Genomic DNA, 25,916 nt, shown 5'->3' with positions numbered 1-25,916 from the left:
CGTCCGCATGGAGCATCAGGTGTTCGTTCCGGTACCCGCAGACGACCTCCGCGCCGTGCTGCGCGACCCCGCCCGGGTGGCCCGTTGCGTACCCGGGCTCCAGCAGGACGCCGACACGGCGTCCGGGCCCCTGGCGGGCCGGCTCAAGGTGCGGGTGGGCGGACACACCGTGACCTACCGGGGTGCGCTGGCCGTCACGGAGCGGGACCCGGGGCGCTTCGCCGTGGAGGGTGCGGGCGCCGAGGTGCGGGGCAGCGGGACCGTCAAGCTCGCGCTGATGCTGCGGCTCATCCCGCACGAGGGCGGCACCCGGTTGGAGATCTCCGGCCAGGGCTCCGCCGACGGGCGCGCCGCGGCCTTCGCGCCGGAAGCCACCGCCGCGGCCGCGCAGCGGCTGCTGGACCGCACCGCCGCGAACCTCGCCGCTGCGGCGGCCAGGACGGCGGAGCCCGACCCGGAGCCGCCGGCGGAGCCGGGATCCGGATCGGAGCCGCCGGCCGAGCCCGTCGCCGAGCCCGTCGCCGAGCCCGTCGCCGAGCCCGTCGCCGAGCCCGTCGCCGATCCCGTCGCGGACGCCGAGGAGGCGGAACTCGGCGCCGCCTCCACCTCCGCCGGTGCCGACTCCGACGGGGTCGATGAGGCCGCCTCCGCCGGGGACGGTGAGGGGGACGGCATCACCGAGGTCACCGAGTCGGTGTTCGACGCCGAGGTCCCGCCCCCGTCCCTCGACCCCTTCCTCGAAGGCGGCTTCGAGGGCCTCGACGAAACCGGTGCGCTCGGCGGATCCGCGCGGCCCCCCGCCGAAGCCGCCCACGCCCGCCGCACGATGATCGGCCGCAGCGCAGAGGAGGTCGACCACGCGCCCCCGCGCGGCCGCTACGCCCCCGTTCCGGCCCCCTCCTCGGCCGCCGCCGGAGTCGGCCTGCGCTGGATCGCCCCGGCCGCCGCCCTGGCCGTCGCCTCCGCCGTCGTGGTCGGCCGCGTCCTGCGCCGCCGGCGCTGAAGGCTCCGCTGGTCGGCGCCACTTCTCGGGTACGACCTTGACCACGGGGACGGCCCCGGCCGTTTAGGGTCGGCCGTATGAGTACGCGACTGAGCGCCGGCGGCGCCGAGCTGACGATCGACCAGGAGAACGGCTGCCGGATCAGCAGTCTGCGCGTCGACGGGACCGAGCTGCTGCGGCAGGGCCCCAAGTACGGGGCGTTCCCCATGGTCCCGTGGTGCGGGCGCACCGCGAACGGGCGGTTCCGCGACGGGGCGGCCGTCCACCGGCTGCCGCTCAACCATCCCCCGCACGCCATCCACGGCTTCGGCCGCGAGGCCGCCTGGCGCCCGGCCCACAACACCGGCACCGAGGCCGTGTTCACGTACGACCTCGCCGACCCGTGGCCGTACCCGGGCCGGGTGACCCAGGTCTTCCGGCTGGACGAGGACGCGGTGACGCTCACGATGGGCGTGGAGACGTACGGCGACTCCTTCCCGGCCCAGGCCGGCTGGCACCCCTGGTTCCACCGCAGCCTCACGCCCGACGGCGCGGAGGCGAAGCTCGACTTCGCCCCGGCCTGGCAGGAGGAGCGCGGCCCCGACCACATCCCCACCGGCCGGCGGATCGACCCGAAGCCGGGGCCGTGGGACGACTGCTTCGGGATGCCCGACGGGGTGGACGTCACCCTGACGTGGCCCGGCGCGCTGGAACTGAGGATCACCAGTCGGGCCGAGTGGGTGGTCGTCTACGACGAGGAGCCGGAGGCGATCTGCGTCGAACCCCAGACGGGCCCACCGAACGGCTTGAACAGCCTGCCGCGGCTGGTCACCCCCGTGGACCCGCTGGAGGTCGCCACCACCTGGACCTGGCGCCGCCTGGCGTAGGGGGCGTGCCCGAGGCGCCGTCGTCGAGGCGGGGGCCGGCCTCCCTTTAAGCTCAGAGCCATGAGTGACGTACGCGATGAGCTTCTGCAGCAGATCAAGGACAAGGCCGTCGTGCACGGCAAGGTGACCCTGTCCTCCGGGCGGGAGGCCGACTACTACATCGACCTCCGCCGGATCACCCTGGACGGTCAGGCCGCCCCGCTGGTCGGTCAGGTCATGCTCGACCTGACCGCCGACCTCGACTACGACTGTGTCGGCGGTCTGACCCTGGGCGCCGACCCGGTGGCGACCTCGATGCTGCACGCCTCCGCCGCGCGCGGCGGGCGCCTGGACGCCTTCGTCGTCCGCAAGGCGCAGAAGGCGCACGGCATGCAGCGCCGGATCGAGGGCACCGACGTGAAGGGCAAGCGCTGCCTGGTCGTCGAGGACACCTCGACCACCGGTGGATCCCCGTTGACCGCCGTCGAGGCGGTCCGCGAGGCCGGCGGCGAGGTCGTGGCCGTGGCGACGATCGTGGACCGCGGCGCGGCCGACGCGATCGCCGAGGCGGGCCTGCCCTACCTGACCGGCTACCGGCTCTCGGACCTGGGCCTGTCCTAGGTCCTGTCCGACCCTGTCCGACCCTCTCCGGCCCTGTCGTCACGCGCAGGCGGAGGCCGGGCGTCCACGGGGCGAGACGCCCGGCGGAACCCGGCCTTCCGGGGCTGCGGCCGTTGACCTGCTGTTTTCCGTCCGTCGCCGGGCTCGGCCGGATGTTTCACGTGAAACGTCCACCGGGCCCGGGTAGAGGCGGGTACCGAGTCTGGAAAGATAGGCGCGACGGCAACGTCGCCCCCAGGTCAGGGCCAGCAATCGCACACTCCCCGCACATCCAAGGAGCGGACAGATGCCCATCGCAACCCCCGAGGTCTACAACGAGATGCTGGACCGGGCGAAGGCAGGCAAGTTCGCCTACCCGGCCATCAACGTGACCTCGTCCCAGACCCTGCACGCTGCGCTTCGCGGCTTCGCGGAGGCCGAGAGCGACGGCATCATCCAGATCTCCACCGGTGGTGCCGAGTTCCTGGGTGGCCAGTACAACAAGGACATGGTCACCGGCGCCGTCGCCCTGGCGGAGTTCGCGCACATCGTTGCCGCCAAGTACGACATCACGGTCGCGCTGCACACGGACCACTGCCCGAAGGACAAGCTGGACGGCTACGTACGTCCGCTCCTGGACATCTCGGCCGAGCGTGTGGGCCGTGGCCTGGACCCGCTCTTCCAGTCGCACATGTGGGACGGCTCCGCCGAGACCCTGGCCGACAACCTGGCCATCGGCCAGGAGCTGCTCGCCAAGGCTGCCGCCGCCAAGATCATCCTTGAGGTCGAGATCACCCCGACCGGCGGCGAGGAGGACGGCGTCAGCCACGAGATCAACGACGAGCTCTACACCACCGTCGAGGACGCGATCCGCACCGCCGAGGCCCTCGGCCTCGGGGAGAAGGGCCGCTACCTGCTGGCCGCCTCCTTCGGCAATGTGCACGGCGTCTACAAGCCGGGCAACGTCGTCCTGCGTCCGGAGCTCCTCAAGGACCTCCAGGCCGGTGTCGGTGAGAAGTACGGCAAGGCGTCCCCGTTCGACTTCGTCTTCCACGGCGGCTCGGGCTCCACGGCCGAGGAGATCGCCACCGCGCTGGAGAACGGCGTCGTGAAGATGAACCTCGACACCGACACCCAGTACGCCTTCACCCGCCCGGTCGTGGACCACATGTTCCGCAACTACGACGGCGTCCTGAAGGTCGACGGCGAGGTCGGCACGAAGTCCAAGTACGACCCCCGCACCTGGGGCAAGGCCGCCGAGGCGGGCATGGCCGCGCGTGTCACCGAGGCGTGTGCGAACCTGCGCTCCACGGGCACCCGGCTGAAGTAGCCCCTCCGTCACGGCGGCGTCCGTGACCGGGTCCACGACAGGGGCCCGTCCGCCCTCCAGGGACGGGCGGGCCCCTGCCGCATGTCCGTTTCCTGGCGGGATGGCCGGAGGTGACATACGGCGGTGGACTGCTGCTCCACGATGGTGTGGAATCACCTCACAAGAACGTACTCCCGGGGATGTAAATCCGGGGGTCAGGAGAGGTCCCCCATGAGAACAGAGCGCCCGCCGGTGAAACAGGACCGGGCGGTACGCACCCGGCAGGCCATACTGCGGGCGGCCGCGACGGTGTTCGAGGAGTACGGGTACGACACCGCCAAGCTCTCCGACATCGTCAACATCGCCAAGGTCACCAAGGGCGCCCTGTACTTCCACTTCGGCTCGAAGGAAGCCCTGGCGCAGGCCGTCATCGACGCCCAGAACCAGGGGCAGCCCCGGGCCCTGCCGCAGGAGTACAAGGCGCAGGAGTTCCTGGACATGGGCATGGTCTTCTGCCACCAGTTGCGGCACGACGTGCTCATGCGCGCCAGCGCCCGGCTCACCCTCGACCGCGCCGGCCAGGCCCTCGACAAGGCGGCCCCCTACGAGGCGTGGATCGCCCTGCACACCGAGGTGCTCGCGGAGGCCAAGCGGCGCGGTGAACTGCTGCCGGGGGTCGATCCCGTGGTTCCCTCGCAGCTGATCGTGGGCGCGTACGCCGGTCTCAACGCGATGTCCCAGACGCTCGGTCTGGACATGGACCGGCAGGTCGCCGAGCTGTACGCGCACGTCATGCCCAGCGTGGTCGTCCCCGCCGTGGCGATCCGGTTGGACACCGCCCCGGGGCGGGGCGCGCGGGCGCTGTTCGGCGGCCGGGGCACCCACGAGTGCCGGGAGGGCTGCGCCACCGGCGTGGCGCCGCGCGAGGACGACACGGTGGGCGCGGCCCCGGGCGCAGGCGGCGCGGTGACCGGACCGGGTGTCAACCCGGCGGCGGCGCTGGGCACCTGACGGTCCCTCCCGTCCCACGGACCACTTCGCCTCGCCTTCTGCCCTTCCCAAAAAAGTGCTTCCGGGTATTATTTTTCGGGGGCGCAGCCCCGGGCCAGGGGGAGAAGACTGTGGAGATTCAGCTGCTCGGAGAGCCGCGCGTCACCGAGAACGGCGTTCTCATCACAGCGCCCACAGCCGAGGCCAGGCATCTCCTGGCGGCGCTCGCCGCCTCCCCCGACCGCGTCGTGCCGGAGACCGTCCTCGCGGACGAACTGGCGTACCGAACGTCCTCCCCCTACCACCACGCCGTCCTGCACACCGCCGTACGCCGCCTGCGCGAACGGCTGGCGGAGGTGCTGGGGGCCCGTTCGGTACGGACTCCCGAGAGCGTGCTGTCCGCGAGGTCCGGCGGGTATGTTCTCGACACCGGCGGCGGCCGGTCCGACGTGCGGGAATTCGAGCGCGAGGCGGGCGCCGGCTACCGCGCGATGAGCCGCGGCGACTTCGAGCAGGCCGCCCGCCGGTTGCGCCGCGCCCTCGCCCTGTGGACCGGACCCGCCCTCGACGGCATCAAGGTCGGCCCCTGGCTCGGCGCCCGCGTCACGCTGCTCGACGCCGACCGGCGCTCGGTGCTGGAACAGTGGGTCGAGGCCGAACTGGCGCTGGGCCGGGGCCGCGAGCTGCGGCTGGAACTGGCCGGCTTGCGCGGCGCCGGCGGCGGGGAACGGCTCGGTGGCGCCTTCCTGGACGGTGTGCGCCGCGCCGAGGAACGCGTCGAGGCACACTGCGTCACCCGCTTCCTGTCCGGTTCGCCCGTGGCCTGCGGCGCTTGACCCTCCGCCGCGCGGAACCTAGGTTCACGATCCGGGCTGAAAACGGCAGGTCGGACGGGGGGAGCGACGTATGGGGGAGATCGGGACGCGGGACGGGGACGCCGATGACGCTGCGCTCGCCGTACTGGAACTGCTAGCGAACGAGGCACCGCAGAACGCCTACGACGCCCTGTTGGAGGACGCCGGCCGCGCGCAGGCGGGCCCCGCCCGGATCGCCGGGCTCACCCGCGCGGTGGCGCTGGCCCGTTCCGTCCGCGCGAGTGCGAGCCGCCGCGAGCAGCGCGAGGCCGCGCTGACCGCGCTCGTCGACACCGCGCACGACCTGACCTCCCCCTACGACATCGACGGCCTGCTGCGCCTGATCACCCGCCGGGCCCGGCGCCTGCTCGACTTCGACATGGCGTGGCTGTCCCTGAGCCGCCCGGACGGGTCCGCGTACGTACGCACCTCCGAGGGCGAGACCACCGCCCTCAACATCGGGCTCGAACTGCGCGCCGGAAGCGGGCTCGGCAGCATCGCCCAGGAACGCCGCTCCCCCGTCTGGACCGCCGACTACCTGAACGACGACACGATCGCGCACGCGCCCGGCATCGACGCCGTGGTCCGGGCCGAGAGCCTGCACGCGATCATCGCGGTACCGCTGCGGCGTGGGGACTCCACGCTCGGCGCGCTCTACGGGGCCGACCGCCGCGTGCGCCGGTTCACCCCCGATGAGATCGGCCTGCTGCTCTCCCTCGCCGACCTGGCCGCCGTCGCCCTGGAGAAGGCGCGCCTGCTGGAGCAGACCCGCGACGAGGTCACCGAGCTGGCGGCCTTCGGCACACGGACCAACACCGCCCTCACCCGCGTCCGTCACCTGTGGGAGTGCCACGCCCGGCTGGCCGGTCTGGTCCTGGACGGCGCCGGGCTGGGGACCTTGGCCCACGCCACCGCCGACGCGTTGGACGGCGTGCTCCAAGTCCGCGACCCCGGCGGCCGGGTGTTGGCCGTTACCGGTGAACTCCCCGAGCCGGACGAGGAGTCGGTGACCAAGGCGTCCCTCCAGGCGCTGACCGGGCGCAGACCCGTCCGACTGGCCGGGGAGGTGTGGCTGGCGCCGGTGCTGGCGGGCGCCGAAGACCTCGGGGTGCTGCTGCTGAGCGCGTCCGCGCCGCTCGCGGAGGAGGACGTACGGCTGCTCGGACTGGCGGCGCAGTCGGTGGCCTCGTTGATGCTGATCCAGCGGGGTACGGCGGCGGCGGAAGGACCCGTGCACGACGAACTGCTGGCCGATCTGCTGGAGCGGCCCCACTCGTTCGACCTGCGACTCTCGGAACGCACCCGGCGGCTCGGCGTCGACCTCGACCGGCCGCACGTGGTGGTCGTGGCCCGGCCGGAGGGCGGCGAACTGGGCCGCGCGGTGGCCTGGGCGTCCTCGTACGCGTACCGGATGGGCGGCCTCAAGGGCGTCCGCCGGGGCTGCATCGTGCTGCTGCTGCCCGGAACGGACGCCTCCGCCGCCGCGCACCGGGTCTCCGCGGAACTGTCGCCGCTGCTGGGCCACGCGGTGTCGACGGGCGCCGCCGGGCCGGCGGAGGGGCCGGGGGAGGTGGCCCGGGTGTACGCGGAGGCGGTGCGCTGCCTGGACGCGCTGACCGCGCTCGATGGGGCGGGGGGCACGGCGTCGCTGCGCGAGCTGGGTTTCGTGGGGCTGCTGTTGTCGGCGGATCACGACGTGGAGGCGTACATCGCGTCCACGATCGGCCCGGTGCTGGAATACGACGCGGACCGCGTGACGGACCTGACGCGGACATTGGACGCGTACTTCGCCTCGGGCGGCAGCCCCACGCACGCGGCGGAGGCATTGCACGTCCACCCGAACACGGTGTCGCGGAGGCTGGAGCGGATCACGGAACTGCTGGGCGAGGGCTGGCAGAAGCCGGGACGGGCCCTGGAGATCCAGATGGCGCTCCGGCTGCGCAAGACCCGCGCGGTCCTCCACGCCCGCCGCTCGACGGACCCCCGCGACCCGAACAGGCACTGAGGCCGCCCCCGCCTCTCGCGGCACCACACCGCGCCGGTCGCACGGCCGGACGCGTCGCACGGTCGCACGCGTCGCCCCGCCCCCGGCCCCTCCGCGGACCCGGCGGCGTCCCCGCCCGTCCCCGCCCACACCCGCCCGTCCCGTCCCGCCCCGCCGCGTCAGCGGTTCGCCAGGACGCCGAGGGGCCGGTGCACCCGTACGCCCGGGTCGGGGTGCGGGGACTCCGGCGGCAGCCCGCCGCCCAGCCACAGCCCGGCGTGCGCCACCGAGGCCAGCGTCACGTGTCGGTGCCACCCGGACAGGGACCGCCCCGCGAAGTCCCGTAGCCCCACCCGGTCCATGCTCGCCCCGGCCGCCCGGGCCACCTTCCCGGCCTCCTTCGTCAGCCGCACCAACGCCCCCGGCGCCACCCGGGTCAGGTCCGTGACCCAGATCGCCCCCGGCAGCCGCCGCGCATCGGACCACTCCCCGAACAGCAGCATCTCCCGCCCCGCGAGCAATACCCGTACCGCCGCGACCAGCGAGCTGCGCCGCACCCCGGGCCGGTCCGGGTCCGCCCACTCCACCGGCATCCGCATCCCCCGCACGTTCTGCAGGATGTCCCGCGCCGCCATCGGCAACGCCCCGTAACCGGGCATCCGTTGGTCCGCCACCCCCAGCCGCGCGCCGGGGCCGATCCGTGCCACCACCGGCACCCTGGCCTCCGCGAAACGGCTCAGCGTGGCCCGGGTCGCGATGTCGGGGACATCGAGCACGACCGGCCGTACACCAGCCTCGGACCGCCGCGCCAGCTCCGGCACCCCCGTGACCGCGCACGCCTCGTAGGAGTCCGGGAACTCCACCGGCCCCTCGCCGCCCAGGAACAGCCGCCACGCCACCGGCGTCGCCCCGCCGCCCGAGGTGAACCACGTGGCGAATGCCTGCTGGCCACGGAACATCTGCCCCTGGTACGGGTCGAAGCGGTTGCCGACGCCCACCGAGTGTTCCCCGCCGCGAGGGATCGCCATCGGCCGCACCACCCACGCGCCGAGCGGCGCCGACCGGGCCAGGTACCGCGCCAGCGCGGCACGGATCGGCTCCCAGTCCCAGGTCGAACCGGCGATGAAGTGGTGCAGCGCCTGCTCCTCGGCCGCCCCGCCGGAGCCCGTCTGCAACGCCATGTTGCGGATCGACTTGCGCCCCTCGGCGGCCAGCAGCCCCCGTACGTACTGGCGTCCCCGGTCGCGCTGGTCCCGGCGGCGCAGCGGCGCGAACACCGAGGCGCACAACTCCTCGACGACCTCCTCCATGCGGTCGGGCCGGCCGATCCCCATGCCGGTGCCGGTGTTCACGCGCTACCCCCTCCGTCGACGACCTTCCCACGGTCCGTCCCCGGGCCGCCCCGCGGGGAGGTGCGCCGGGCACACCCCTGCCGCCCGCCGCGGTGGGGCGCCCACCACCGGGCGGCACGGACCGGGCCCCATACCCCAGACTGGGCGCATGTCGATTCACCAGAACCTGCTCGGGGGCCCCGCCCCCACCCATCTGCCCGACGAGCCCGCCCCGCGCGAGGCCCTCGCCGCCGGCACCCCGGCCGCCGAGGTGGCCGCGGCCCACCCGACGTCCTCGCTGGCCTGGGCCACCCTGGCCGACGAGGCCTTCGCGGCCGGCCGCACCGTCGAGTCGTACGCGTACGCCCGGACGGGCTACCACCGCGGTCTGGACGCCCTGCGCCGCGCCGGCTGGAAGGGCCACGGCCCGGTGCCGTGGGAGCACGAGCCGAACCGCGGTTTCCTGCGCGCCCTGCACGCCTTGGCCCGCGCCGCGGGGGCCATCGGCGAGAAGGAGGAGTACGAGCGCTGCTCGACCTTCCTGCGCGACTCCTCCGAGACGGCGGCGGACACGCTCGCGTAACGCCCTGGCCTGCCGGCCTAGAGGGGCCCCGGAACTCCTGTTTATGATGCGAGCAGGGGACCGGGGCTCCACTTACCTCACCGGAAGGAGCGGACCGCTACCCGGAAGCACGTGTCGAGGAGACAGAGATGTCGCACGCCCTTGATGCCTCCGGAGCCGGTTCGGACACCCCGAACCTCGACTTCGCCGGCACCACCCCTTATGAGGACTATGTCCAGGCGGACGTCCTCACCCACCTCCAGCACCTCCGCTCGGACGACCCCGGCGAGATGGTCTTCCTGGTGACGACCCAGGTCATGGAGCTGTGGTTCACGGTGATCGTCCACGAGTGGGAGACGGCCGCGAAGGCCCTCCGCGAGGACCGGATCCCGGCCGCGATGGATGCGCTGAAACGTTCCCTCCGTGAGCTGGAGGCCCTGAACGCCTCTTGGCGCCCGCTGGCGCAGCTGACCCCCGCGCAGTTCAACTCGTACCGCTCCGCGCTCGGCGAGGGCTCCGGCTTCCAGTCGGCGATGTACCGCCGTATGGAGTTCCTGCTGGGCGACAAGTCCGCGTCGATGCTCGTGCCGCACCGGGGCGCCCCGCGCGTCCACGCGGAGCTGGAGAAGGCGCTCCACGAGCCCAGCCTCTACGACGAGGTGCTGCGGCTGCTCGCCCGCCGCGGCCTGCCGGTGCCCGGGTCGGTGCTGGACCGGGACCTGTCGCAGCGCTACCAACCGTCGCCGCAGGTCGAGGCCGTGTGGACGGAGCTGTACGCCGACCCGGACGGGCAGGTCGACCTGCACCGGCTCGGTGAGGTGCTGACGGACGTGGCGGAACTGGTGTGGCGCTGGCGCAACGACCACCTGGTGGCCACGCGCCGTGCGATGGGCGCGAAGACCGGTACCGGTGGCTCCGCGGGCGTGACCTGGCTGGAGAAGCGCGCGCAGAAGAACGTGTTCCCCGAGCTGTGGACGGCGCGCAGCCATGTCTGAGCCGATTCCGTCCGGGCCGATGCCGTCCCAGCCGATGCCGACTTTGAGCCGGCGCGGCCCCGGGGAGCTCGCCGCCCGTGCCGCGGCGCTGGACGCCGCCGACGAGCTCGGCAAGCTCCGTGAGCGCTTCATCCTGCCCGAGGGCGTCGTCTACCTCGACGGCAACTCCCTGGGCGCGCTCCCGGCCGGTGTCGCCGCCGCCACGGCCGACGTGGTCAACCGTCAGTGGGGTGAACTGCTCATCCGCTCGTGGGACGAGTCCGGGTGGTGGACCGCCCCCGAGCGCATCGGGGACAAGATCGCCCCCCTGATCGGGGCGGCGCCCGGCCAGGTGACCGTCGGCGACTCCACCAGCGTCAACCTGTTCAAGGTTCTGGTCGGCGCGGCCCGCCTGGCGGGCACGGACCCCGCACGCACCCGGCTGCTGGTCGACGCCTCCACCTTCCCCACCGACGGCTACATCGCCGCGTCGGCCGCCCGGATGACCGGCCTTACGGTCGTTCCGGTCGAGCCGGCGCGGGCCGCCGCGGAGATCGGGACGGACACCGCCGTGGTCCTGCTCAACCACGTCGACTACCGCACGGGGCGGCTGCACGACCTGCCGGCCCTCACCGCGGCGGCCCGCGCCGCCGGCGCGGTCATCGTCTGGGACCTGTGCCACTCCGCCGGGGCGCTGCCCGTGGGTCTGGACGAGAACGCGGTCGACCTCGCGGTGGGCTGTACGTACAAGTACCTCAACGGCGGCCCCGGTTCGCCCGCGTACCTATACATCGCCGAACGGCACCAAGCCGCCTTCGACTCCCCGCTCCCCGGTTGGAACGGGCACGCGGACCCGTTCGCTATGACGCCGGAGTACCTCCCGGCGGCGGGCGCGGCGCGGGCGCGGGTGGGCACCCCGGACATCCTGTCGATGCTGGCGCTGGAGTCGGCCCTCGACGCCTGGGACGGGGTGTCCGTCGAGGCGGTGCGCGCCAAGTCCCTCGCCCTGACGGACTTCTTCCTGGAGTGCGTGGCCGCCTACGTCCCGACGGGCACCGTGGAGTCGGTGACGCCCGACGAGCACGCCCGGCGCGGCAGCCAGGTCTCGCTGCGGACGGAGAACGCCCGCGCGGTCATGGCGGAACTCATCGTGCGGGGCGTGATCGGGGACTTCCGGGCACCCGACGTCCTGCGTTTCGGCTTCACGCCGCTCTACGTCTCGTTCACCGACGCGGAGCGCGCGTCCCGGACGCTGGGTCACATCTTCGGGTGATCTAGCGGAGAAACGTCACATCGCGGGGCATGACACGGCGCGGGCGGAGCTTCGGCTCCGCCCGCGTCCCCATTGCCTCGGGGTGCCACGTAACGGCGTGTTCAAGCCTGATACGGTCCCGCTCTGCCGGAACACCGGAACACGTGTCCCCGACGTAACTCCCGCTGCTCCTGATCACCCTTGCCCCATGCGTTACCGAGAGGTTGAGCCGATGACGGACCCCGCAGTCGAACGGGACGCCGCCGAGTCCGCTTCGGCCTTCTCCCATCCGCCGATCGAGCCCGACGCGAGCGCCGCCTACGGGGACCACCCCGACCAGGTGGTCGACTTCTACGCCCCGCGCGGTGACACCGCGACCGGTGATGGTCGGGGTGCGGCCCCCCTGGTCGTGCTCCTGCACGGTGGCGCCTGGCGTGCTCCGTACGACCGGCAGCACGTCACCCCGCTGGCGGACTTCCTGGCCCGACGGGGCTTCGCCGTCGCCAATGTCGAGTACCGGCGCGGGAGTTCGCTGCCGCACCAGGGCGGCGAGGGTCCGCTCGCCGGACGCTGGCCGGAGACCTTCGACGATGTCGCCGCCGCCATGGACGCACTGCCGGGGCTCGCGACCGAGGCGCTCCCGCAGGCCGATGTGCGTCGGATCGTGGTGACGGGTCACTCCGCCGGTGGTCACCTCGCCCTGTGGGTCGCGGCCCGGCACGTCCTGCCGGAGGGCAGCCCTTGGCGGCTGCCGGCCCCACCGCCGCTGCGCGGTGTGGTGGCGTTGGCGCCGATCGCGGACTTCGCGGTGGCGGAGCGGCTGGGCGTCTGTGGGGGCGCTTCGGCGCAACTGCTGGGCGGCCGGCGGTACTGGGACGAGCGGCTGCCGTACGCGGACCCGGCCGCCCTGCTGCCGACGGGCATCGCGACGGCCGTGGTGCAGGGCCGGGACGACATCGTGGTCCCGGAGGAGGTGGCGGAGGCGTACGTCGCCGCGGCGGCCAAGGCGGGCGAGTTGGTCGGCCTGACCCTCCTGGACGGCGTCGGTCACTTCCCGCTCATCGACCCGGCCGCCGACGCCTGCGCGGTGGTCGCCGAGGAGATCTCACAACTCGCCTGGTAGCGAGGCGGGGAGGGGCGCCGGGAGGGGCGCCGGGAGCGGTGCCCGGCGGGACAAAAGTGGCCCAAGGGGCTGGTTCTGGCCTTGTTGATCTTTCGGCGTGTCCGGTATCCGGCAGGTGGGTTGGCTGGAGATGCCCGCCTGGCTACGGTCGATCGTGGCGTGGGACATCCCGCCGTTGCCCTCTGGACGGTCCCGGGTTCCCGTCCGGTCGAGCGAAGAGGAGCATGCATGGCCGAGGACGAGCGGAAGCTCTGGCTTTCCGTCTACAGCACGGCGGGCGGCTGGCAGGCCGACCAGGTCTTCGCCGACCGGACGTGCGCGGCCGCGCCCACGATCGCGGTCAACGAGGGCAAGCTGTACTGCGCACACCGGGGCGCGCGCCGGCAGGACGGGGGGTACCGGCCGCTGCGGGTGACCACGTACGCGCCGGAACTGCTGGACGTCCTGCGGGGCGAGATCACGGAGGAACGGCTGCTCGGCGAGGCGGTCGAGACGCCGGCCCTGACCGCCCACGGGGGCGGACTCCATCTCGCACACACCCTCGCCCAACCCTCGGGCCGCCGATGTATCGCCGTCACCCCGCTCGCCGGAGAGGTGTCGGAGGCGCCCGCCGTCGCCCTGGAGGACGGGATCGCCCCGGCGCTGGTCTCGTACCGGGACGCGCTGCACCTGTTCGCCGTCGCACCGCAACACGGCAAGATCATCCACAGGACCGCGCGGACGGCACGCGGACCGTGGGAGAAACCGACCGAGGGTGACAGCGCGTACGGCATGCTGCGCGTCTGGAACAAGAACGGCCCCTACCCGGCGAACCTGTCCGCCACCGTCCACGACGGCAGCATCCACCTCGTCTACCGCTTCGGCACGGACGACGCCCGTCTGATGCACGCGGTCTACGACGGCGACACCTGGCACAAGCCCGCCCCGCTGGGCGAGGGCCACACGAGCCGGCGCGGGGCGACCGTGGCCTCGTACGACGGCAGGCTGCACGCGGTGTACCCGTCCTCCCGCGAGGACCGGCTGCGCCACGCGGTGTTCGACGGCAGGGCCTGGGACGAGGGCACCGACCTCGACGAGCACGACAGCCGCAACACCCCGGCGCTGACCGCGGTCCACGACACGGTCACCGGCACCTACACCCTCCTCCTGATCCACCGTTCCACCTGATACGGCGAAGGGGCCGGGTGCGCGGTGGCACCCGGCCCCATCCGACGGGCGGATCTCCTGCGGTAGGGCCTAAGGGAACCAGGACCTACAGGAACCAGGACCTACAGGAACGAGTTGATCTCGATCGTCTCGGTCCGGCCCGGGCCGACGCCGATCGCCGAGATCGGGGCGCCCGACATCTCCTCCAGCGCCTTGACGTACGCCTGGGCGTTCTTCGGGAGGTCCGCGAAGGTCTTCGCCTTGGTGATGTCCTCGGACCAGCCGGGGAGGTTTTCGTAGATCGGCTTCGCGTGGTGGAAGTCCGACTGCGAGTACGGGAGCTCCTCGACGCGCTTGCCGTCGATCTCGTACGCGACGCAGACCGGGATCTGCTCCCAGCCGGTCAGCACGTCCAGCTTGGTGAGGAAGAAGTCCGTCAGGCCGTTCACCCGCGTGGCGTAGCGTGCGATCGGGGCGTCGAACCAGCCACAGCGGCGGTCACGGCCGGTGGTCACACCGCGCTCGCCGCCGATGCGGCGCAGGTCCTCGCCGTCCTGGTCGAAGAGCTCGGTCGGGAACGGGCCCGCGCCGACGCGCGTGGTGTACGCCTTGAGGATGCCGATGACGCGGCTGATCTTCGTGGGGCCGACACCGGTACCGGTGCAGGCGCCGCCCGCGGTCGGGTTCGACGAGGTCACGAAGGGGTACGTGCCGTGGTCGACGTCGAGCAGGGTGCCCTGGCCGCCTTCGAACAGTACGACCTTGTCCTCGTCCAGCGCGTTGTTGAGGATCAGGGTGGTGTCGGCGACGTAGGGCTTGATCTGCTCCGCGTACTGGAGCATCTCCTCCACGATCGCGGCGGCGTCGATCGCGCGGCGGTTGTAGAGCTTCGCGAGGAGCTGGTTCTTGCCCTCCAGCGCCGCTTCGACCTTCTGCTGGAGGATCGACTCGTCGTAGAGGTCCTGGACGCGGATGCCGATGCGGTTGATCTTGTCGGCGTACGTCGGGCCGATGCCGCGGCCGGTCGTGCCGATCTTGCGCTTGCCGAGGAAGCGCTCGCCCACCTTGTCGAGGGTGACGTTGTACGGGGTGATCAGGTGCGCGTTACCGCTGATCAGCAGCTTCGAGGTGTCGATGCCGCGCTCGTTGAGCCCGCGCAGCTCGGAGAGGAGTACGGCCGGGTCGACGACGACGCCGTTGCCGATGACCGGGGTGCATCCGGGGGAGAGGATGCCGGAAGGGAGAAGGTGCAGCGCGTACTTCTGGTCGCCTACGACGACCGTGTGGCCGGCGTTGTTGCCGCCCTGGTAGCGCACCACATAGTCAACGGATCCACCGAGCAGGTCGGTGGCCTTTCCCTTGCCCTCGTCACCCCACTGAGCTCCGAGCAGCACAAGAGCGGGCACAGGCGTACACCTCTTCCGGATGGGGCATGTCCAAGGTCAGGGGGCGTACGACGATGTACACCGCAGGCTGAGCCGTCGGACCGGTACCCCGGAATAGACGAAGGCCCTGGCGCAATAGCGCAAGGGCCTCTTGCACAAAGATGCTACCCGAGGAAGGACCGAGGTGTCGGCTCCAGAGCCCACCATGAGCCATGCGGGCGCGCCGGTAGGCGCTCTGCTCGTGCTCGTCGACCCGGTCGCCCGCCGTCTTGACGGCGAGTCCGTGCGGATCGCGAAAGATGTGTTGTGCGCCGGCGCGACGGCGAAAGTTTCTTTTCCCGACTCCCCGGAGGAGTTTGCGCGGGCGCTCGCCCGCCGGGGTCATCGACGCCCGGTGATCGTGGGCGACGACCGGGCGCTGCTACGGACGGTGACCCTGCTGCACCGCTCGCGTGACCTGTCGGGGGAGCCCTTGTCGCTGATCCCGGTGGGGCCCGTGGGTTCGCTCGCGCTGGCGGGCTCGCTGGGCGTGCCGCTGTCGGCGGTGATGGCGGCGCGGGCGGCGCTGGACGGGGTGGTGCAGGTGCGTGACCTGCTGGTGGACGACAGTGACGGGGTGGTGCTGGGCGGTCTGCGGATTCCGCCGCCCGTGCGGAAGTACGTTCCACCCGTACGGAGCTACCGCTCGTTGCTCCGGATGCTGCTGCCGAGCGCACCGGCGGTCGGGCAGCCGGGCGTGGGCCCGGTGCACCGGCTGAGGGTGGAGGCGGACGGGGTGGTACTGGCGGATGTGGACCACCCGGTGCAGGACGTCGCGCTGGTCACCCGGGAGCCGGGCGGCCCGGCGGAGGTGGTGGTCCGGCTGGCGGGATGCGCGGCGCTGACCCGGCGGGCCGTGACGGTCACGGTGTCGGGCGCGGACTTCCGTTACCGCGCCGATCACGCGACGGTGACGGGGCCGCTGCGCCGCCGCACCTGGACGCTGCGGCCGGCTGCCTGGTCCCTCACCGTGCCGCGCTGACCTCGGGCGGGGGCGGCCCGTCGGCCGGCGCTAGAAGGTGACCAGCAGCTCCCGCAGGCCCCTGATGACGTAGCCGTCCCGCCACTGGGGCTCCTCCACGAGCCTCAGCGGCGGGGCTCCGGGCGCCAGCAGGGCGCCGAAGGAAGCCCGGAGCTCCAGCCGGGCCAGCGGCGCCCCCAGGCAGTAGTGGATTCCCGCGCCGAAGGTCAGGTGCGGATTGTCGACGCGTGCGAGGTCCAGCGCGTCCGGGTCCTCGAAGCGCGCCGGGTCCCGGTTGGCTGACCCGAAGAGCAACGCCACCTCCGCGCCGCGTGGGATCACGGAGTCCCCGATCCGGATCTCATCAAGTACCCAGCGTTCGAACATTTGTAGGGGTGTGTCGTATCGCATCAGTTCATCCACAGCTGTGGACAACTTTTCGGGATGACGCCGAAGGTCGTCGAATTGCCCCGGATTGCGGAACAATGCCCACCAGCCGTTGGCGGTGGTGTTGACCGTCGCCTCGTGGCCCGCGTTGAGCAGCAGGACGCAGGTGGAGATCATCTCCTGCTCGCTGAGCCGGCCCTCCTCGTCATGCGCGGCGATCAGGCCGGAGATCAGATCGGTCCCGGGACGCCCTCGCCGCTCGGTGATCAGGGCGCGCAGGTAGTCGCTGAACTCGACGCTCGCCCGGACGGCCCGCCGCGCCGTCTCCGCGTCGGGCCGGAGCTCGAACATCCCGCAGATGTCCGCCGACCAGGGCCGCAACAGCGCGCGGTCGGACTCCGGGATCCCGAGCAGCTCCGCGATCACCGCGACCGGCAACGGCTCCGCGACGGCGGTCAGCAGATCACCGCCCCCGTCGGCCAGCAGGGCGCCCGCCAGTTCCCCGGCCAGCCGCTCGACGGCGGGCGCGAGACGCTCCACGGTTCGCGGCGTGAAGGCCTTCGCCACGAGCCGCCGCACCCGCGCGTGCGCCGGGTCCTCCAAGTCCAACAGCCCGTTGCCGTTGAGGACGTGGAACGGCTCGTGCTCCGGCGGCGGAGCCTGCTGCCCGAACTCCTCGTGCGTGAAACGGTGCAGGTACGTGCGCCCCAGCCGGCGGTCCCGCAGCAACGCGTTCACATCGTCGTAGTGCGGCACCAACCACTGGCCGGTCGCCTCCGACCACACCGCACGTCCCGACTCCCGCAACTCCCGGTAGGCGGGGTACGGGTCGGCTACGAACGCGGCATCCCACGGATCAAAGCGCATCCCCGCAGCCTAGATCGAGATCACCTTCCCGCACCCCGTCCGCCGTGATCCGCCGGTCCCCCTTCCCTTCCGCCTGATCTCCGCTCAGCCCGGTGTCACCAGCCGGGTCTCGTACGCGAACACCGCCGCCTGAGTACGGTCCCGCAGACCCAACTTGACCAGGATCCGGCTGACATGGGTTTTGATCGTCGACTCCGCCACGACCAACCGGTCCGCTATCTCCGCGTTCGCCAGCCCCTGGGCGATCAGGATCAGTACCTCCGTCTCCCGTTCCGTCAGCTGGGCGACCCCCGCCGGGTCCGCGAGCTTCGGTGATTCCGCGAGCTTCGAGAACTCGGAGATCAGCCGCTTGGTCACCGACGGCGCCAGCAACGCCTCACCGCCCGCCACCACCCGCACCCCCTCGGCCAGCTGCCGCGCGGACGCGTCCTTCAGCAGGAACCCCGACGCCCCCGCCCGCAGGGCCTGGTACACGTACTCGTCGAGGTCGAAGGTCGTCAGGACCAGTACCTTCGCGCCCGTATCGGCGGCCACGATCCGGCGCGTCGCCTCCAGTCCGTTCATCTCCGGCATCCGGATGTCCATCAGCACCACGTCCGGCCGCAGCGCGCCCACCCGCGCGACGGCCTGGAGGCCGTCGACCGCCTCGCCGACCACCTCGATGCCCTCCATCGCGTTCAGCAGGACGGAGAAACCCTCGCGGACCATCATCTGGTCGTCGACGATCAGCACCTTGATCGTCATTCCGACCGCTCCTGAGTCCGGGGCACCGGTATGAACACCGCCACCTCGTACCCGCCGGCCTCCGTCTCCCCGGCCGTCATCTCCCCTTCCAGCATGGCCACCCGCTCTCGCATCCCCGTGATCCCGTGCCCCGCGCCCGGCGACGGCAGGACCTTCTCCGTCGGCGGACCGTTGACGACCCGTATCCCCAAGCCGCCGAGCACGTACGACACCTCCACCCCGGCCGCCGCGCCCGGAGCGTGCCGCAACGAGTTGCTCAGCGCCTCCTGGATGATCCGGTACGCCGACAGTTCCACCCCCTGCGGCAGTTCCCGTACCGCTCCGGCGACCGTCTTCTCCACGCTCAGCCCGGCCTCCCGCACATTGGCCAGCAACCCGTCCAGCGAGGCCAGCGTCGGCTGCGGCGCGTCCGGCGCCTCGTAATCCGAGGAACGCACGACCCCCAGCACCCGCCGCAGTTCCGTCAGCGCCGCCACCGCGTTCTCCCGGATGGTCACGAACGCCGCCTCCAGCTCGGCCGGCGGATTCTTCACCCGGTACGGCGCGGCCTCCGCCTGGATCGCCACCACCGACATGTGGTGCGCGACCACGTCGTGCAGCTCGCGCGCGATGGTCGTCCGCTCCTCCAACAGGGTGCGCCGGTCTCGCTCGACGGCCGTCACCTGCTGCTGCGCGGTGACCTCCCGCTGCGCCTGGCGGCGGGTGTTGCGGACGGTGACCGTGAGCAGGCTGAGGGCGGATATGAACGCCATGGGGCCCACGTTGACCGACTCGTCGGTGCTCGTGAGCACCGGCATCGCCGTCCCGAACAGGACGGTGATCACCCACAACCAGCAGGCCACCCGGGGCCGGCTCCGCATGGCCACGACCGTCACCACCGCGAGGTAGGCGGCGAAGCTCGCCGGCGACCACGGCCAGGTGACGTTGCGGTCCTGGACGATCGAAAGAACCGCCGTCGTGCCCAAGGCCACCCAGAACGCCCCCATGGGTCGCACCAGCGTCATCACGACCGGCACCGCCGCTATCAGGCCCACGAACAGGAGCAGGGCGTGTGGCACACCGTAGGAATTGACGCTGCTCGTCAGCAGCACGACCGCCACCGCGAGCCCGACCAGGGCGTGCGGAAGGTACCCGGCCTTCGCGCGCATGCCCGCCGGCAGCAGCCGCAGCAGCGGCCCGTCCGTGCGCATGGACGGCAGGGGACGGTAGGCGAACGCGCCACTGATCAGGTCTTGGCGCAGGATCTTCAGGAGTCCCGAAGCCATTGTCAGTTCCGGTGTCCGGGCTGTCCCCCCGGCGGTCGTCTCGGTCATGTACGAACCGTAGGTCCGCGCCCCCGTCATCCGCGTCGCCGCTGATGGGGATATCCGGAGCTCCCCCTCAAGTACTACGGCGGTCTATCGGTAGCCCGCGGGACGGACCAGGCCCGTCTCGTACGCGAACACCGCGGCCTGTGTCCGGTCGCGCAGGCCCAGCTTCACCAGGACGCGGCTCACATGCGTCTTGACGGTCTGCTCGGCCAGGACGAGGTGCCGCGCGATCTCCGCGTTGGACAGGCCCTGCGCGATCAAGGACAGCACCTCCGTCTCGCGCTCCGTCAGCTCGTCGATCCGCGCCCGGGACGGCGCTCGGGGTGCCCCCAGTCGGGAGAACTCGGTGATTAGCCGCTTGGTGATGTTCGGCGACAGCAGTGCCTCACCGGCCGCCACCACCCGCACCGCCTCCGCGAGCTGGTCCGCGGAGGCGTCCTTGAGGAGAAATCCCGAGGCCCCGGCGCGCAGGGCCTCGTAGACGTATTCGTCCAGGTCGAAGGTGGTCAGGACGAGCACTTTCACGGCGGACGCGGAGTCGGCGGTGATCACGGACGTCGCCTCGATGCCGCCCATGCCGGGCATGCGGATGTCCATCAGCACCACGTCGGGGCGAAGCTCGGCGACTTTCGCCACCGCTTCGGCGCCGTCCACGGCCTGGCCGACGACCTCAATGTCGGGCTGGGCGTTCAACAGCACGGTGAAACCCTGACGCACCATCATCTGGTCGTCGGCGATCATCACCTTGATCGGGGCGGTCATGAGGCCCTCTCCGTCTCGTCGGTCCCGGACGCGGCGCTCCCGGGCAGATCCATGGGCAATACGGCGCTCACCTCGTACCCGCCGCCGGGACGCGGGCCGGCGGCCAGTTCACCGCCCAGCATGCCCGCCCGCTCGCGCATTCCCAGCAGCCCGTGCCCGGCCCCGGGGGACGGCGCGGCCGCGCGCGTCGGTGCGCTGTTGGCGACGCACAGGTGCAACTCGCGGGGGCCGTACGCGATCCCCACTTCGACCCGGGAACCCTGGGCGTGACGCAGGCAGTTGCTCAACGCCTCCTGCACGATCCGGTACGCGGTGAGCTCGGCGCCCGGGGTCAGCGGCCGGCGTATGCCCGCTATCTCCGTGGTGATTTCCAGCCCGGCGGCGCGCACGTTGTCCACGAGGGCGTCGAGTTCGGCGAGAGTGGGTTGCGGATGGTGAGGGTTCGCCGGGTCGTCGGGGTGCTCCGAGCGCAGCACACCGAGCACGCGGCGCAGTTCGGTGAGGGCCTCCAGCGCGTTCTGCCGGATGCCCGCCAGGTTCTCCTTCAGCTCCTGTGACGGGTTCTCCACCAGGTGCGGGGCGACCTGTGCCTGGATGGAGATCACCGACATGTGATGGGCGACCACGTCGTGCAGCTCACGGGCGATGCGGCTGCGCTCCTCCAGCAGGGTGCGCCGCGCCCGCTCCTCCTCGGTCAGGCTCTCCTGTGCGACGAGTTGGCGACGGGCCAGCCGTGTCGCCCGGAGCGCGTAACCGAGGAGCGCGGCGAAACCGAAGACGAGGAGCGCCATGACGATGCTGCTCCGGCTGTGTTCCGGCTTGAAGAGGGCTTCGGCCACGATGGTGTAGGCGACGGAGACACCGGTGACCGCGATGGTCACGCGGGGCGGTACGCGCAGGGCCACCAGCAGGATCAGCGGTGCCGAGGCGAACGGGCCGATGCCCGTCCAGGGCCAGGTCTGGCCCTGTCCGACGTGGTCGCGGATCGTCCAGGCGATGAAGCCGGCGCTGATCAGGCCCAGCCACCAGGCGGCGATGGGTCGGAACATGGCGATCACGATGGCGAAGCCCGTGAACAGCGACAGCAGGACGATGCTCGGGTCGTGGACGTCGTAGTGGTCCTGGAGCTGTACCGAGGTGAGGGCGCCGAAGAGCACCGCCACGTACACGACGAGGACGTGGGGCAACCGGGCCAGCCAACGGGGCCGCGCCATCGGTGGAAGCGGGTCCTTCCGCAAGGTGAACAACTCCCGTGCCAGACCGTCCGGCACGCGGCCGGCCGTCGCGGGGGCCGGGTCCGGAGATTCGCTCTGCGCATTCACACCGGCCAGCCTAGGCATGGCTGACTTCCTTGATCGGACCCTCTCGGAGACCGAGGGAAACCGGCGGGGCTCCGACGACGGGGGCGCGGCGCCGGCACGCACCCTGTTCGTACCCGTGGAACGCCAGCCGGCAGACGGCGAGCGCGGCGGCGAACAGCGGTAGCCACAGCAGCCGGTTCGCTATCCACTCCGGAGAGCCGGGCACGGTGTGCAGGCCGGGCAGGTCCGCCGAGACGAGGAGCCCGAGGGCTGTGACGGTCATCATCGCGGTCTGGTGCCAGAGGAAGACCGTCATGGCGGACAGGTTCAGCAGCGCCACCTTCGCCCACGCCCGGGGCCGTCGCATGGCCCGGGCGAGCGGCGCACGGAGCAGCAGGGCCAGTCCGCACTGGGCCAGGCCGAAGCTCACGGCGGCGAGTGTGGGCGGGTTCAGATTGGAGATCGCGGCGCCCGGCACCCCCACCATCGACGCGGGATAACCACCCCACAGGATCAGTGCGGCCGTGGCTATGGCGCCCCCCGCGAGCAAGACCACGGCCGGGGCGCGGCGGGAGAACGCGCCCCTGGACCAGGCGGCGCCGAGTGTGAAGGGAACCAGCCAGCCGGCGGCGACATTGACCCAGCCGATCCATTCGGGACCCCCGAAGCCGAACCGCCAGACATCCACCCCGGCGACCACGACCAATGGCCACACCGGGTTGAGCCGCGCCACCAGCGGCGTCACGGCGGTGAGCGCCGCGAAGACCAGCAGGAACCACAGCGGGGACAAGACGAGCTTCAGCAGCGTGTGGAGGGTGTCCGCTGCCACGCCGCCGAGCAGCATCCCGACGGAGGCGACGCCCCACAGTGTGAGCACCGCGGCCACCGGCCGGAACAGCCGGCCCAGCCGCTGCCCTGCCCAGGTGCGGTACGGAATCCCACGTCCCCGGGCCGACGCGTACCCCCGGGCGGCGACATGGCCGCCGACGAGGAAGAACACGGCGAGGGTCTGGAACACCCAGGAGACCGGGGCCAGCCAGGGCATGCGCGTCAGCGGGCTCGTGGTGCTCAGGCCGCCGTCGGCCGCGGTCAGCGCGGTGACGAGCCAGTGACCCAGCACCACACCGAGGATGGCCAGGGCGCGCAGCGCGTCCACGGAACGGTCGCGGGAAGCCGGGGTCTCGGCATGAACGCGGTCCGCGAGCCGGGACCAACGTGCGTGGGCGTTACGCATGGCGGACCTCCGGCATGGTGGCGGGCGGGGACGCGAGTGCGGGTGTGGGTGTGGGCGGGGACGCGGGTACGGAGGCGGGCGCGGGGGGCGGGGTGGCCGTGGGAGGCGGTCCCAGGACGATGCGGGCCAGGCTGTCGAGGGACGCGGTGCCCGGCTTGAGGTAGTCGCTGTGTCCCGCGTCCCCGGCGTTGAAGGAACGGGCGCCGAAGGCCCGATCGACCGGATCGGTGCCGAACCCGACGCCGCCGAGCCGCACATGTGGGACACGGCCGATCCAGTCGCGGCTGCCCCGCCCGCTCCACACCTGGGCCCGGGTGGGCAGCGCGGCGGCGGAATCGGCCCCGGTACCGGGACTGCCGTAGAGCACCAGGTCGGCGATCTTGGGACCCGTACGCGTGCGGGCGCAGACCACGGAACCGTAGGAGTGACAGAGCAGGGATATCCGGGTGTCGGGGCGGCTGAGGGCCTCCACGTCCGACAGGAAGGGACCCAGTTCGGCGGCGGCCCCGTCGGCGCGGGAGGTCGTCAGGACCGTGGTGCTGACCGTGGGGGTGTCGTACCCGAGCCAGGCGACCACGGCGGAGTTCGGGTGCTCGGCCTGGAGGCGCTGCTCAAGGGCGACCGCCCCGGCACGGAATCTCTGGTAGGTGTCCAGCGTGGTGTCGGACCCGGGTACCAGGACCGTGACGTGGTCGGCGCTCTCCAGATCACCGAGCACCTCGACGGCCCGGCCCTTGCCCCGACCGTCGAAGGCGAGGAACCGGCCTCCGCCCGAACCCGCCGCCATGGCCCGTAATTTGGCGGCCCGGCCGGTTCGCCCCGCGTCCTGCGCCATCCGGGCCGCCTCGGCGATGTTGTCGAGGTTCGCGGCGTATCGGGTGTGCGGGGCGGCCGTAGCGCTGAAGGGGACGGGCTTCGGAGCCGGTACGTCGGGGGAAGCGGCGGCGGAGACGGGGAACACCACGGCCGCCGCGATGAGGCCGGCCGGTAGGGTGCGGCGCAGGCGGCTGACCGTGGTGTTCATGAGGGTGTCCTTCGGAGTCCGGAGAGCTGGTGCTCTTCTCTGGTACCGAAGTTAGGAACCGACCCCCCTCGTCGGCGTCCCGCTGTGGAGCGGCCTTCCCAGGTAGCTCTCAGGTATGAGACGGGCTACTTACGAGCCACGGCGGCCGGCCCGGCCGGTTGGAGCGTGGGACTCCGTTCGGCCGGTCCGGCGGCGGGTCAGGAGGCCGCAGTGGCCACCCGGACGCCGAAGGCGATCAGGACCGCGCCCGTCACCCGGTCCAGGGTCCTGCGGACACGCGGGCGCGCGAAGAAGTGCCGGGCGCGGGAGAGGACGTAGACGTACGTGCCCAGCCAGAGCAGGGTCAGTAGGACGTGGACCCCCACCAGCACTGCCATGCCCGCCGCCGGGCGCAGACCGGCCGGGGCGAGCGTGGGCAGCAGGCCCGTGTAGAAAACGGCGATCTTCGGGTTGAGCGCGTTGCTGATCAGGCCCGTGCGCCAGGCGCTTCCCCCGCGCCCGCCACCCGTGCGCCCGCCGCCCGGCGCCTCGTCCGGTACGGGCAGTACGGCCGGCCCGCCGCCCGCCTGGCGCAGCGACTGGACGCCGAGGAAGCAGAGGTAGCCCGCACCCGCGAGCTTGACCACCAGGTACACCTCGGCGGAGGCGGCCAGCAGCGCCGCGAGCCCGGCGACCGTGAGGGCGCCCCACAGCAACAGGCCGAGGGCGATCCCGCCGACCGTGCGCAGCCCGTCGGCGCGGCCGCGCGAGACGGCCCGCTTGGTCACGATCGCCATATCGGGTCCGGGAACGAGGGTCAAAAGGGCCAGGACGCCGGTAGCGGTGAGGAGTTGGGTGTACACGCGGCCCAGTCTGGCACCTCCGGCTCGGCCGCGACTCGGCCCGGACCTCGACCGCGAGCCGCCCCGCGGAGCCCACCTCGACTCGGCCCGCCACGCCGACCGTGGCGCAGTCTCCGCGTTTCAGTCCGCTACCAATGGTTCGACGTACCCCGCCCGCCAGCGGGGCGCCGGGTCCTGGCCCGGGCTGGTCCAGTACTCCCGTGCCCCGACGACCTCCCCGTCCCGCACCGTCCACAGCGAGACGGCCCGGTAGACCACGTGGTCCTGAGGTATCTCCACCTCGGTGACGACGAGGTCCCCGTCGGCGAGGAGGCGCAGGACCTCCACCGACACGCGGTCCCCGGGGCCATCCCCGTTCCCGTGCCCGTACCCATCCCCGTGCCCGTACCCATCCCCGTGCCCGTACCCATCCCCGTGCCCGTACCCACCCCCGTTCCCGACCCCGTCGTCGTCCTCGGCGAGGACGGCGATGAAGTTGGCCCGGCCCACGATGCGCTCACCGCTGACCGGCCATTCGATCACCGCGTCCTCGGCGACCAGGTTGCCGACGCCGTCCCAGTCGCGTGCCTCGATCCGCTCCCACAGTCGTGCCACTACGTCCAACGGCTCCATGTGCGGCAGTCTGCGACGGTGTCACGGTAGGCAACAAGCTTTGCCTGCAGGCTTATTGACTTCGACACAATAGGCGTCGACCTACTCCGCGCCGCCGCCCGCGCCGCCCGCGCCGCCCGCGCCGCCCGCGCCGCCCGCGCCCCGCGCGCCCCGCGCATCGAGTGCGTCGAGCACGTCGAGCGCGGCGGACAGCCGTTCCAAGGCGCGGACCGTCTCCGCGAGGGCGTCCTCGCCGAGTTCCTCGGCCAGCCGCCCGGCCAGCGCCGCGTGCCCGGGCGCGATACGGGCGATCGCCGCCCGCCCTTCATCCGTGGGCCGCAGGAGCTTCGCGCGCCGGTGGGCGGGGTTCGGCACGTACTCGGCGAGCCCGTTCGCGGCCGGCAGGTCGGCGACGCGCTGGACGCTCTGGCGGGTGATGCCCATGACCCGTGCGATCCCGGCGACCGGCAGCGGTTCGCGGAGCACCGCGCCCAGC

At 72.3% G+C, this 25,916-nt stretch carries 25 protein-coding genes; 13 read left to right on the top strand and 12 right to left on the bottom strand.

What is annotated here, in order from left to right; genetic code table 11:
• Positions 1–7 precede the first annotated feature (7 nt).
• The 7 genes from ABZ934_RS29175 to ABZ934_RS29145 all read left to right on the top strand — a co-directional run bounded on the left by ABZ934_RS29175 (position 8) and on the right by ABZ934_RS29145 (position 7,606).
• The gene (locus ABZ934_RS29175; protein WP_361318810.1) at positions 8–1,003 is read left to right on the top strand and encodes an SRPBCC domain-containing protein; all 996 of its coding nucleotides are present in this window, start codon (positions 8–10) and stop codon (positions 1,001–1,003) included.
• A 77-nt stretch (positions 1,004–1,080) separates the two neighbouring features.
• Entirely contained in the window at positions 1,081–1,869 is a 789-nt protein-coding gene (locus ABZ934_RS29170; protein ID WP_361318808.1) for an aldose 1-epimerase, read from the top strand.
• 60 nt (positions 1,870–1,929) lie between these two features.
• The gene (gene pyrE / locus ABZ934_RS29165; RefSeq protein WP_361318806.1) at positions 1,930–2,469 is read left to right on the top strand and encodes an orotate phosphoribosyltransferase; all 540 of its coding nucleotides are present in this window, start codon (positions 1,930–1,932) and stop codon (positions 2,467–2,469) included.
• 286 nt (positions 2,470–2,755) lie between these two features.
• A complete protein-coding gene (gene fbaA, locus ABZ934_RS29160) occupies positions 2,756–3,778 on the top strand; it encodes a class II fructose-bisphosphate aldolase (protein WP_361318804.1) in 1,023 nt (340 codons plus the stop codon).
• 210 nt (positions 3,779–3,988) lie between these two features.
• On the top strand, positions 3,989–4,768 hold the full coding sequence (locus ABZ934_RS29155) for a ScbR family autoregulator-binding transcription factor (protein ID WP_361318802.1): 780 nt from the start codon (positions 3,989–3,991) through the stop codon (positions 4,766–4,768).
• 110 nt (positions 4,769–4,878) lie between these two features.
• A complete protein-coding gene (locus tag ABZ934_RS29150) occupies positions 4,879–5,583 on the top strand; it encodes a BTAD domain-containing putative transcriptional regulator (RefSeq protein WP_361318800.1) in 705 nt (234 codons plus the stop codon).
• Between the two features lie 70 nt (positions 5,584–5,653).
• Positions 5,654–7,606 carry a helix-turn-helix domain-containing protein gene (locus ABZ934_RS29145; RefSeq protein ID WP_361318798.1) on the top strand — a complete coding sequence of 651 codons (1,953 nt, stop codon included), beginning with the start codon at positions 5,654–5,656 and terminating at the stop codon, positions 7,604–7,606.
• Positions 7,607–7,764: 158 nt separating this feature from the next.
• Here the strand turns inward: ABZ934_RS29145 and ABZ934_RS29140 are convergent, their stop codons facing one another.
• Positions 7,765–8,937 (bottom strand): transposase, encoded by a 1,173-nt coding sequence (locus tag ABZ934_RS29140; protein WP_361318796.1) that lies wholly within the window; start codon positions 8,935–8,937, stop codon positions 7,765–7,767.
• A 148-nt stretch (positions 8,938–9,085) separates the two neighbouring features.
• On the opposite strand from ABZ934_RS29140, the gene ABZ934_RS29135 reads away from it, so the two are divergent.
• The 5 genes from ABZ934_RS29135 (at position 9,086) to ABZ934_RS29115 (ending at position 13,994) form a co-directional block, all read left to right on the top strand.
• On the top strand, positions 9,086–9,499 hold the full coding sequence (locus ABZ934_RS29135; protein ID WP_361318794.1) for a DUF3151 domain-containing protein: 414 nt from the start codon (positions 9,086–9,088) through the stop codon (positions 9,497–9,499).
• 128 nt (positions 9,500–9,627) lie between these two features.
• Complete coding sequence (locus tag ABZ934_RS29130; protein WP_361318792.1) at positions 9,628–10,473, top strand: tryptophan 2,3-dioxygenase; 846 nt, start codon at positions 9,628–9,630, stop codon at positions 10,471–10,473.
• 34 nt (positions 10,474–10,507) lie between these two features.
• Positions 10,508–11,725 (top strand): kynureninase, encoded by a 1,218-nt coding sequence (gene kynU, locus ABZ934_RS29125; protein ID WP_361318790.1) that lies wholly within the window; start codon positions 10,508–10,510, stop codon positions 11,723–11,725.
• A gap of 211 nt (positions 11,726–11,936) precedes the next feature.
• Positions 11,937–12,827 (top strand): alpha/beta hydrolase, encoded by an 891-nt coding sequence (locus ABZ934_RS29120; RefSeq protein ID WP_361318788.1) that lies wholly within the window; start codon positions 11,937–11,939, stop codon positions 12,825–12,827.
• Positions 12,828–13,055: 228 nt separating this feature from the next.
• Positions 13,056–13,994 (top strand): hypothetical protein, encoded by a 939-nt coding sequence (locus ABZ934_RS29115; RefSeq protein WP_361318786.1) that lies wholly within the window; start codon positions 13,056–13,058, stop codon positions 13,992–13,994.
• A gap of 101 nt (positions 13,995–14,095) precedes the next feature.
• Here the strand turns inward: ABZ934_RS29115 and ABZ934_RS29110 are convergent, their stop codons facing one another.
• The gene (locus tag ABZ934_RS29110; protein WP_190186053.1) at positions 14,096–15,379 is read right to left on the bottom strand and encodes an adenylosuccinate synthase; all 1,284 of its coding nucleotides are present in this window, start codon (positions 15,377–15,379) and stop codon (positions 14,096–14,098) included.
• A 184-nt stretch (positions 15,380–15,563) separates the two neighbouring features.
• Between ABZ934_RS29110 and ABZ934_RS29105 the strand changes: the two genes are divergently transcribed.
• Positions 15,564–16,379, top strand: coding sequence for a diacylglycerol kinase (locus tag ABZ934_RS29105; RefSeq protein WP_361318884.1), 816 nt, complete (start codon positions 15,564–15,566; stop codon positions 16,377–16,379).
• 30 nt (positions 16,380–16,409) lie between these two features.
• Here the strand turns inward: ABZ934_RS29105 and ABZ934_RS29100 are convergent, their stop codons facing one another.
• The 10 genes from ABZ934_RS29100 to ABZ934_RS29055 form a co-directional block, all read right to left on the bottom strand.
• Positions 16,410–17,612, bottom strand: a complete 1,203-nt coding sequence (locus ABZ934_RS29100) for a cytochrome P450 (RefSeq protein ID WP_361318784.1) — start codon at positions 17,610–17,612, stop codon at positions 16,410–16,412.
• Between the two features lie 84 nt (positions 17,613–17,696).
• Positions 17,697–18,356, bottom strand: coding sequence for a response regulator transcription factor (locus tag ABZ934_RS29095; protein ID WP_361318782.1), 660 nt, complete (start codon positions 18,354–18,356; stop codon positions 17,697–17,699).
• Positions 18,353–19,669, bottom strand: coding sequence for a histidine kinase (locus ABZ934_RS29090; protein WP_361318780.1), 1,317 nt, complete (start codon positions 19,667–19,669; stop codon positions 18,353–18,355). The genes ABZ934_RS29095 and ABZ934_RS29090 overlap by 4 nt, the downstream gene beginning before the upstream one ends.
• 84 nt (positions 19,670–19,753) lie before the next feature.
• Positions 19,754–20,428, bottom strand: coding sequence for a response regulator transcription factor (locus ABZ934_RS29085; protein ID WP_361318778.1), 675 nt, complete (start codon positions 20,426–20,428; stop codon positions 19,754–19,756).
• Positions 20,425–21,642, bottom strand: a complete 1,218-nt coding sequence (locus tag ABZ934_RS29080) for a sensor histidine kinase (RefSeq protein ID WP_361318776.1) — start codon at positions 21,640–21,642, stop codon at positions 20,425–20,427. Before ABZ934_RS29080 ends, ABZ934_RS29085 begins: the two co-directional genes overlap by 4 nt.
• Before the next feature lie 118 nt (positions 21,643–21,760).
• The gene (locus ABZ934_RS29075; RefSeq protein ID WP_361318774.1) at positions 21,761–22,963 is read right to left on the bottom strand and encodes an acyltransferase; all 1,203 of its coding nucleotides are present in this window, start codon (positions 22,961–22,963) and stop codon (positions 21,761–21,763) included.
• The gene (locus ABZ934_RS29070) at positions 22,956–23,987 is read right to left on the bottom strand and encodes an alpha/beta hydrolase (RefSeq protein ID WP_361318772.1); all 1,032 of its coding nucleotides are present in this window, start codon (positions 23,985–23,987) and stop codon (positions 22,956–22,958) included. The genes ABZ934_RS29075 and ABZ934_RS29070 overlap by 8 nt, the downstream gene beginning before the upstream one ends.
• A gap of 197 nt (positions 23,988–24,184) precedes the next feature.
• Entirely contained in the window at positions 24,185–24,829 is a 645-nt protein-coding gene (locus tag ABZ934_RS29065; protein ID WP_361318770.1) for a LysE family translocator, read from the bottom strand.
• A 120-nt stretch (positions 24,830–24,949) separates the two neighbouring features.
• A complete protein-coding gene (locus ABZ934_RS29060) occupies positions 24,950–25,441 on the bottom strand; it encodes a nuclear transport factor 2 family protein (RefSeq protein WP_361318768.1) in 492 nt (163 codons plus the stop codon).
• A gap of 81 nt (positions 25,442–25,522) precedes the next feature.
• A partial coding sequence (locus tag ABZ934_RS29055) for a MarR family transcriptional regulator (RefSeq protein WP_361318766.1) occupies positions 25,523–25,916 on the bottom strand: 394 nt, incomplete at its 5' end.

The sequence above is a fragment of the Streptomyces sp. NPDC046557 genome, from assembly GCF_040645975.1.
Classification (GTDB): Bacteria; Actinomycetota; Actinomycetes; order Streptomycetales; family Streptomycetaceae; genus Streptomyces.
The sequence above is the reverse complement of the archived record's forward strand: the minus strand, read 5'-3'. Positions and strand labels throughout refer to the sequence as shown.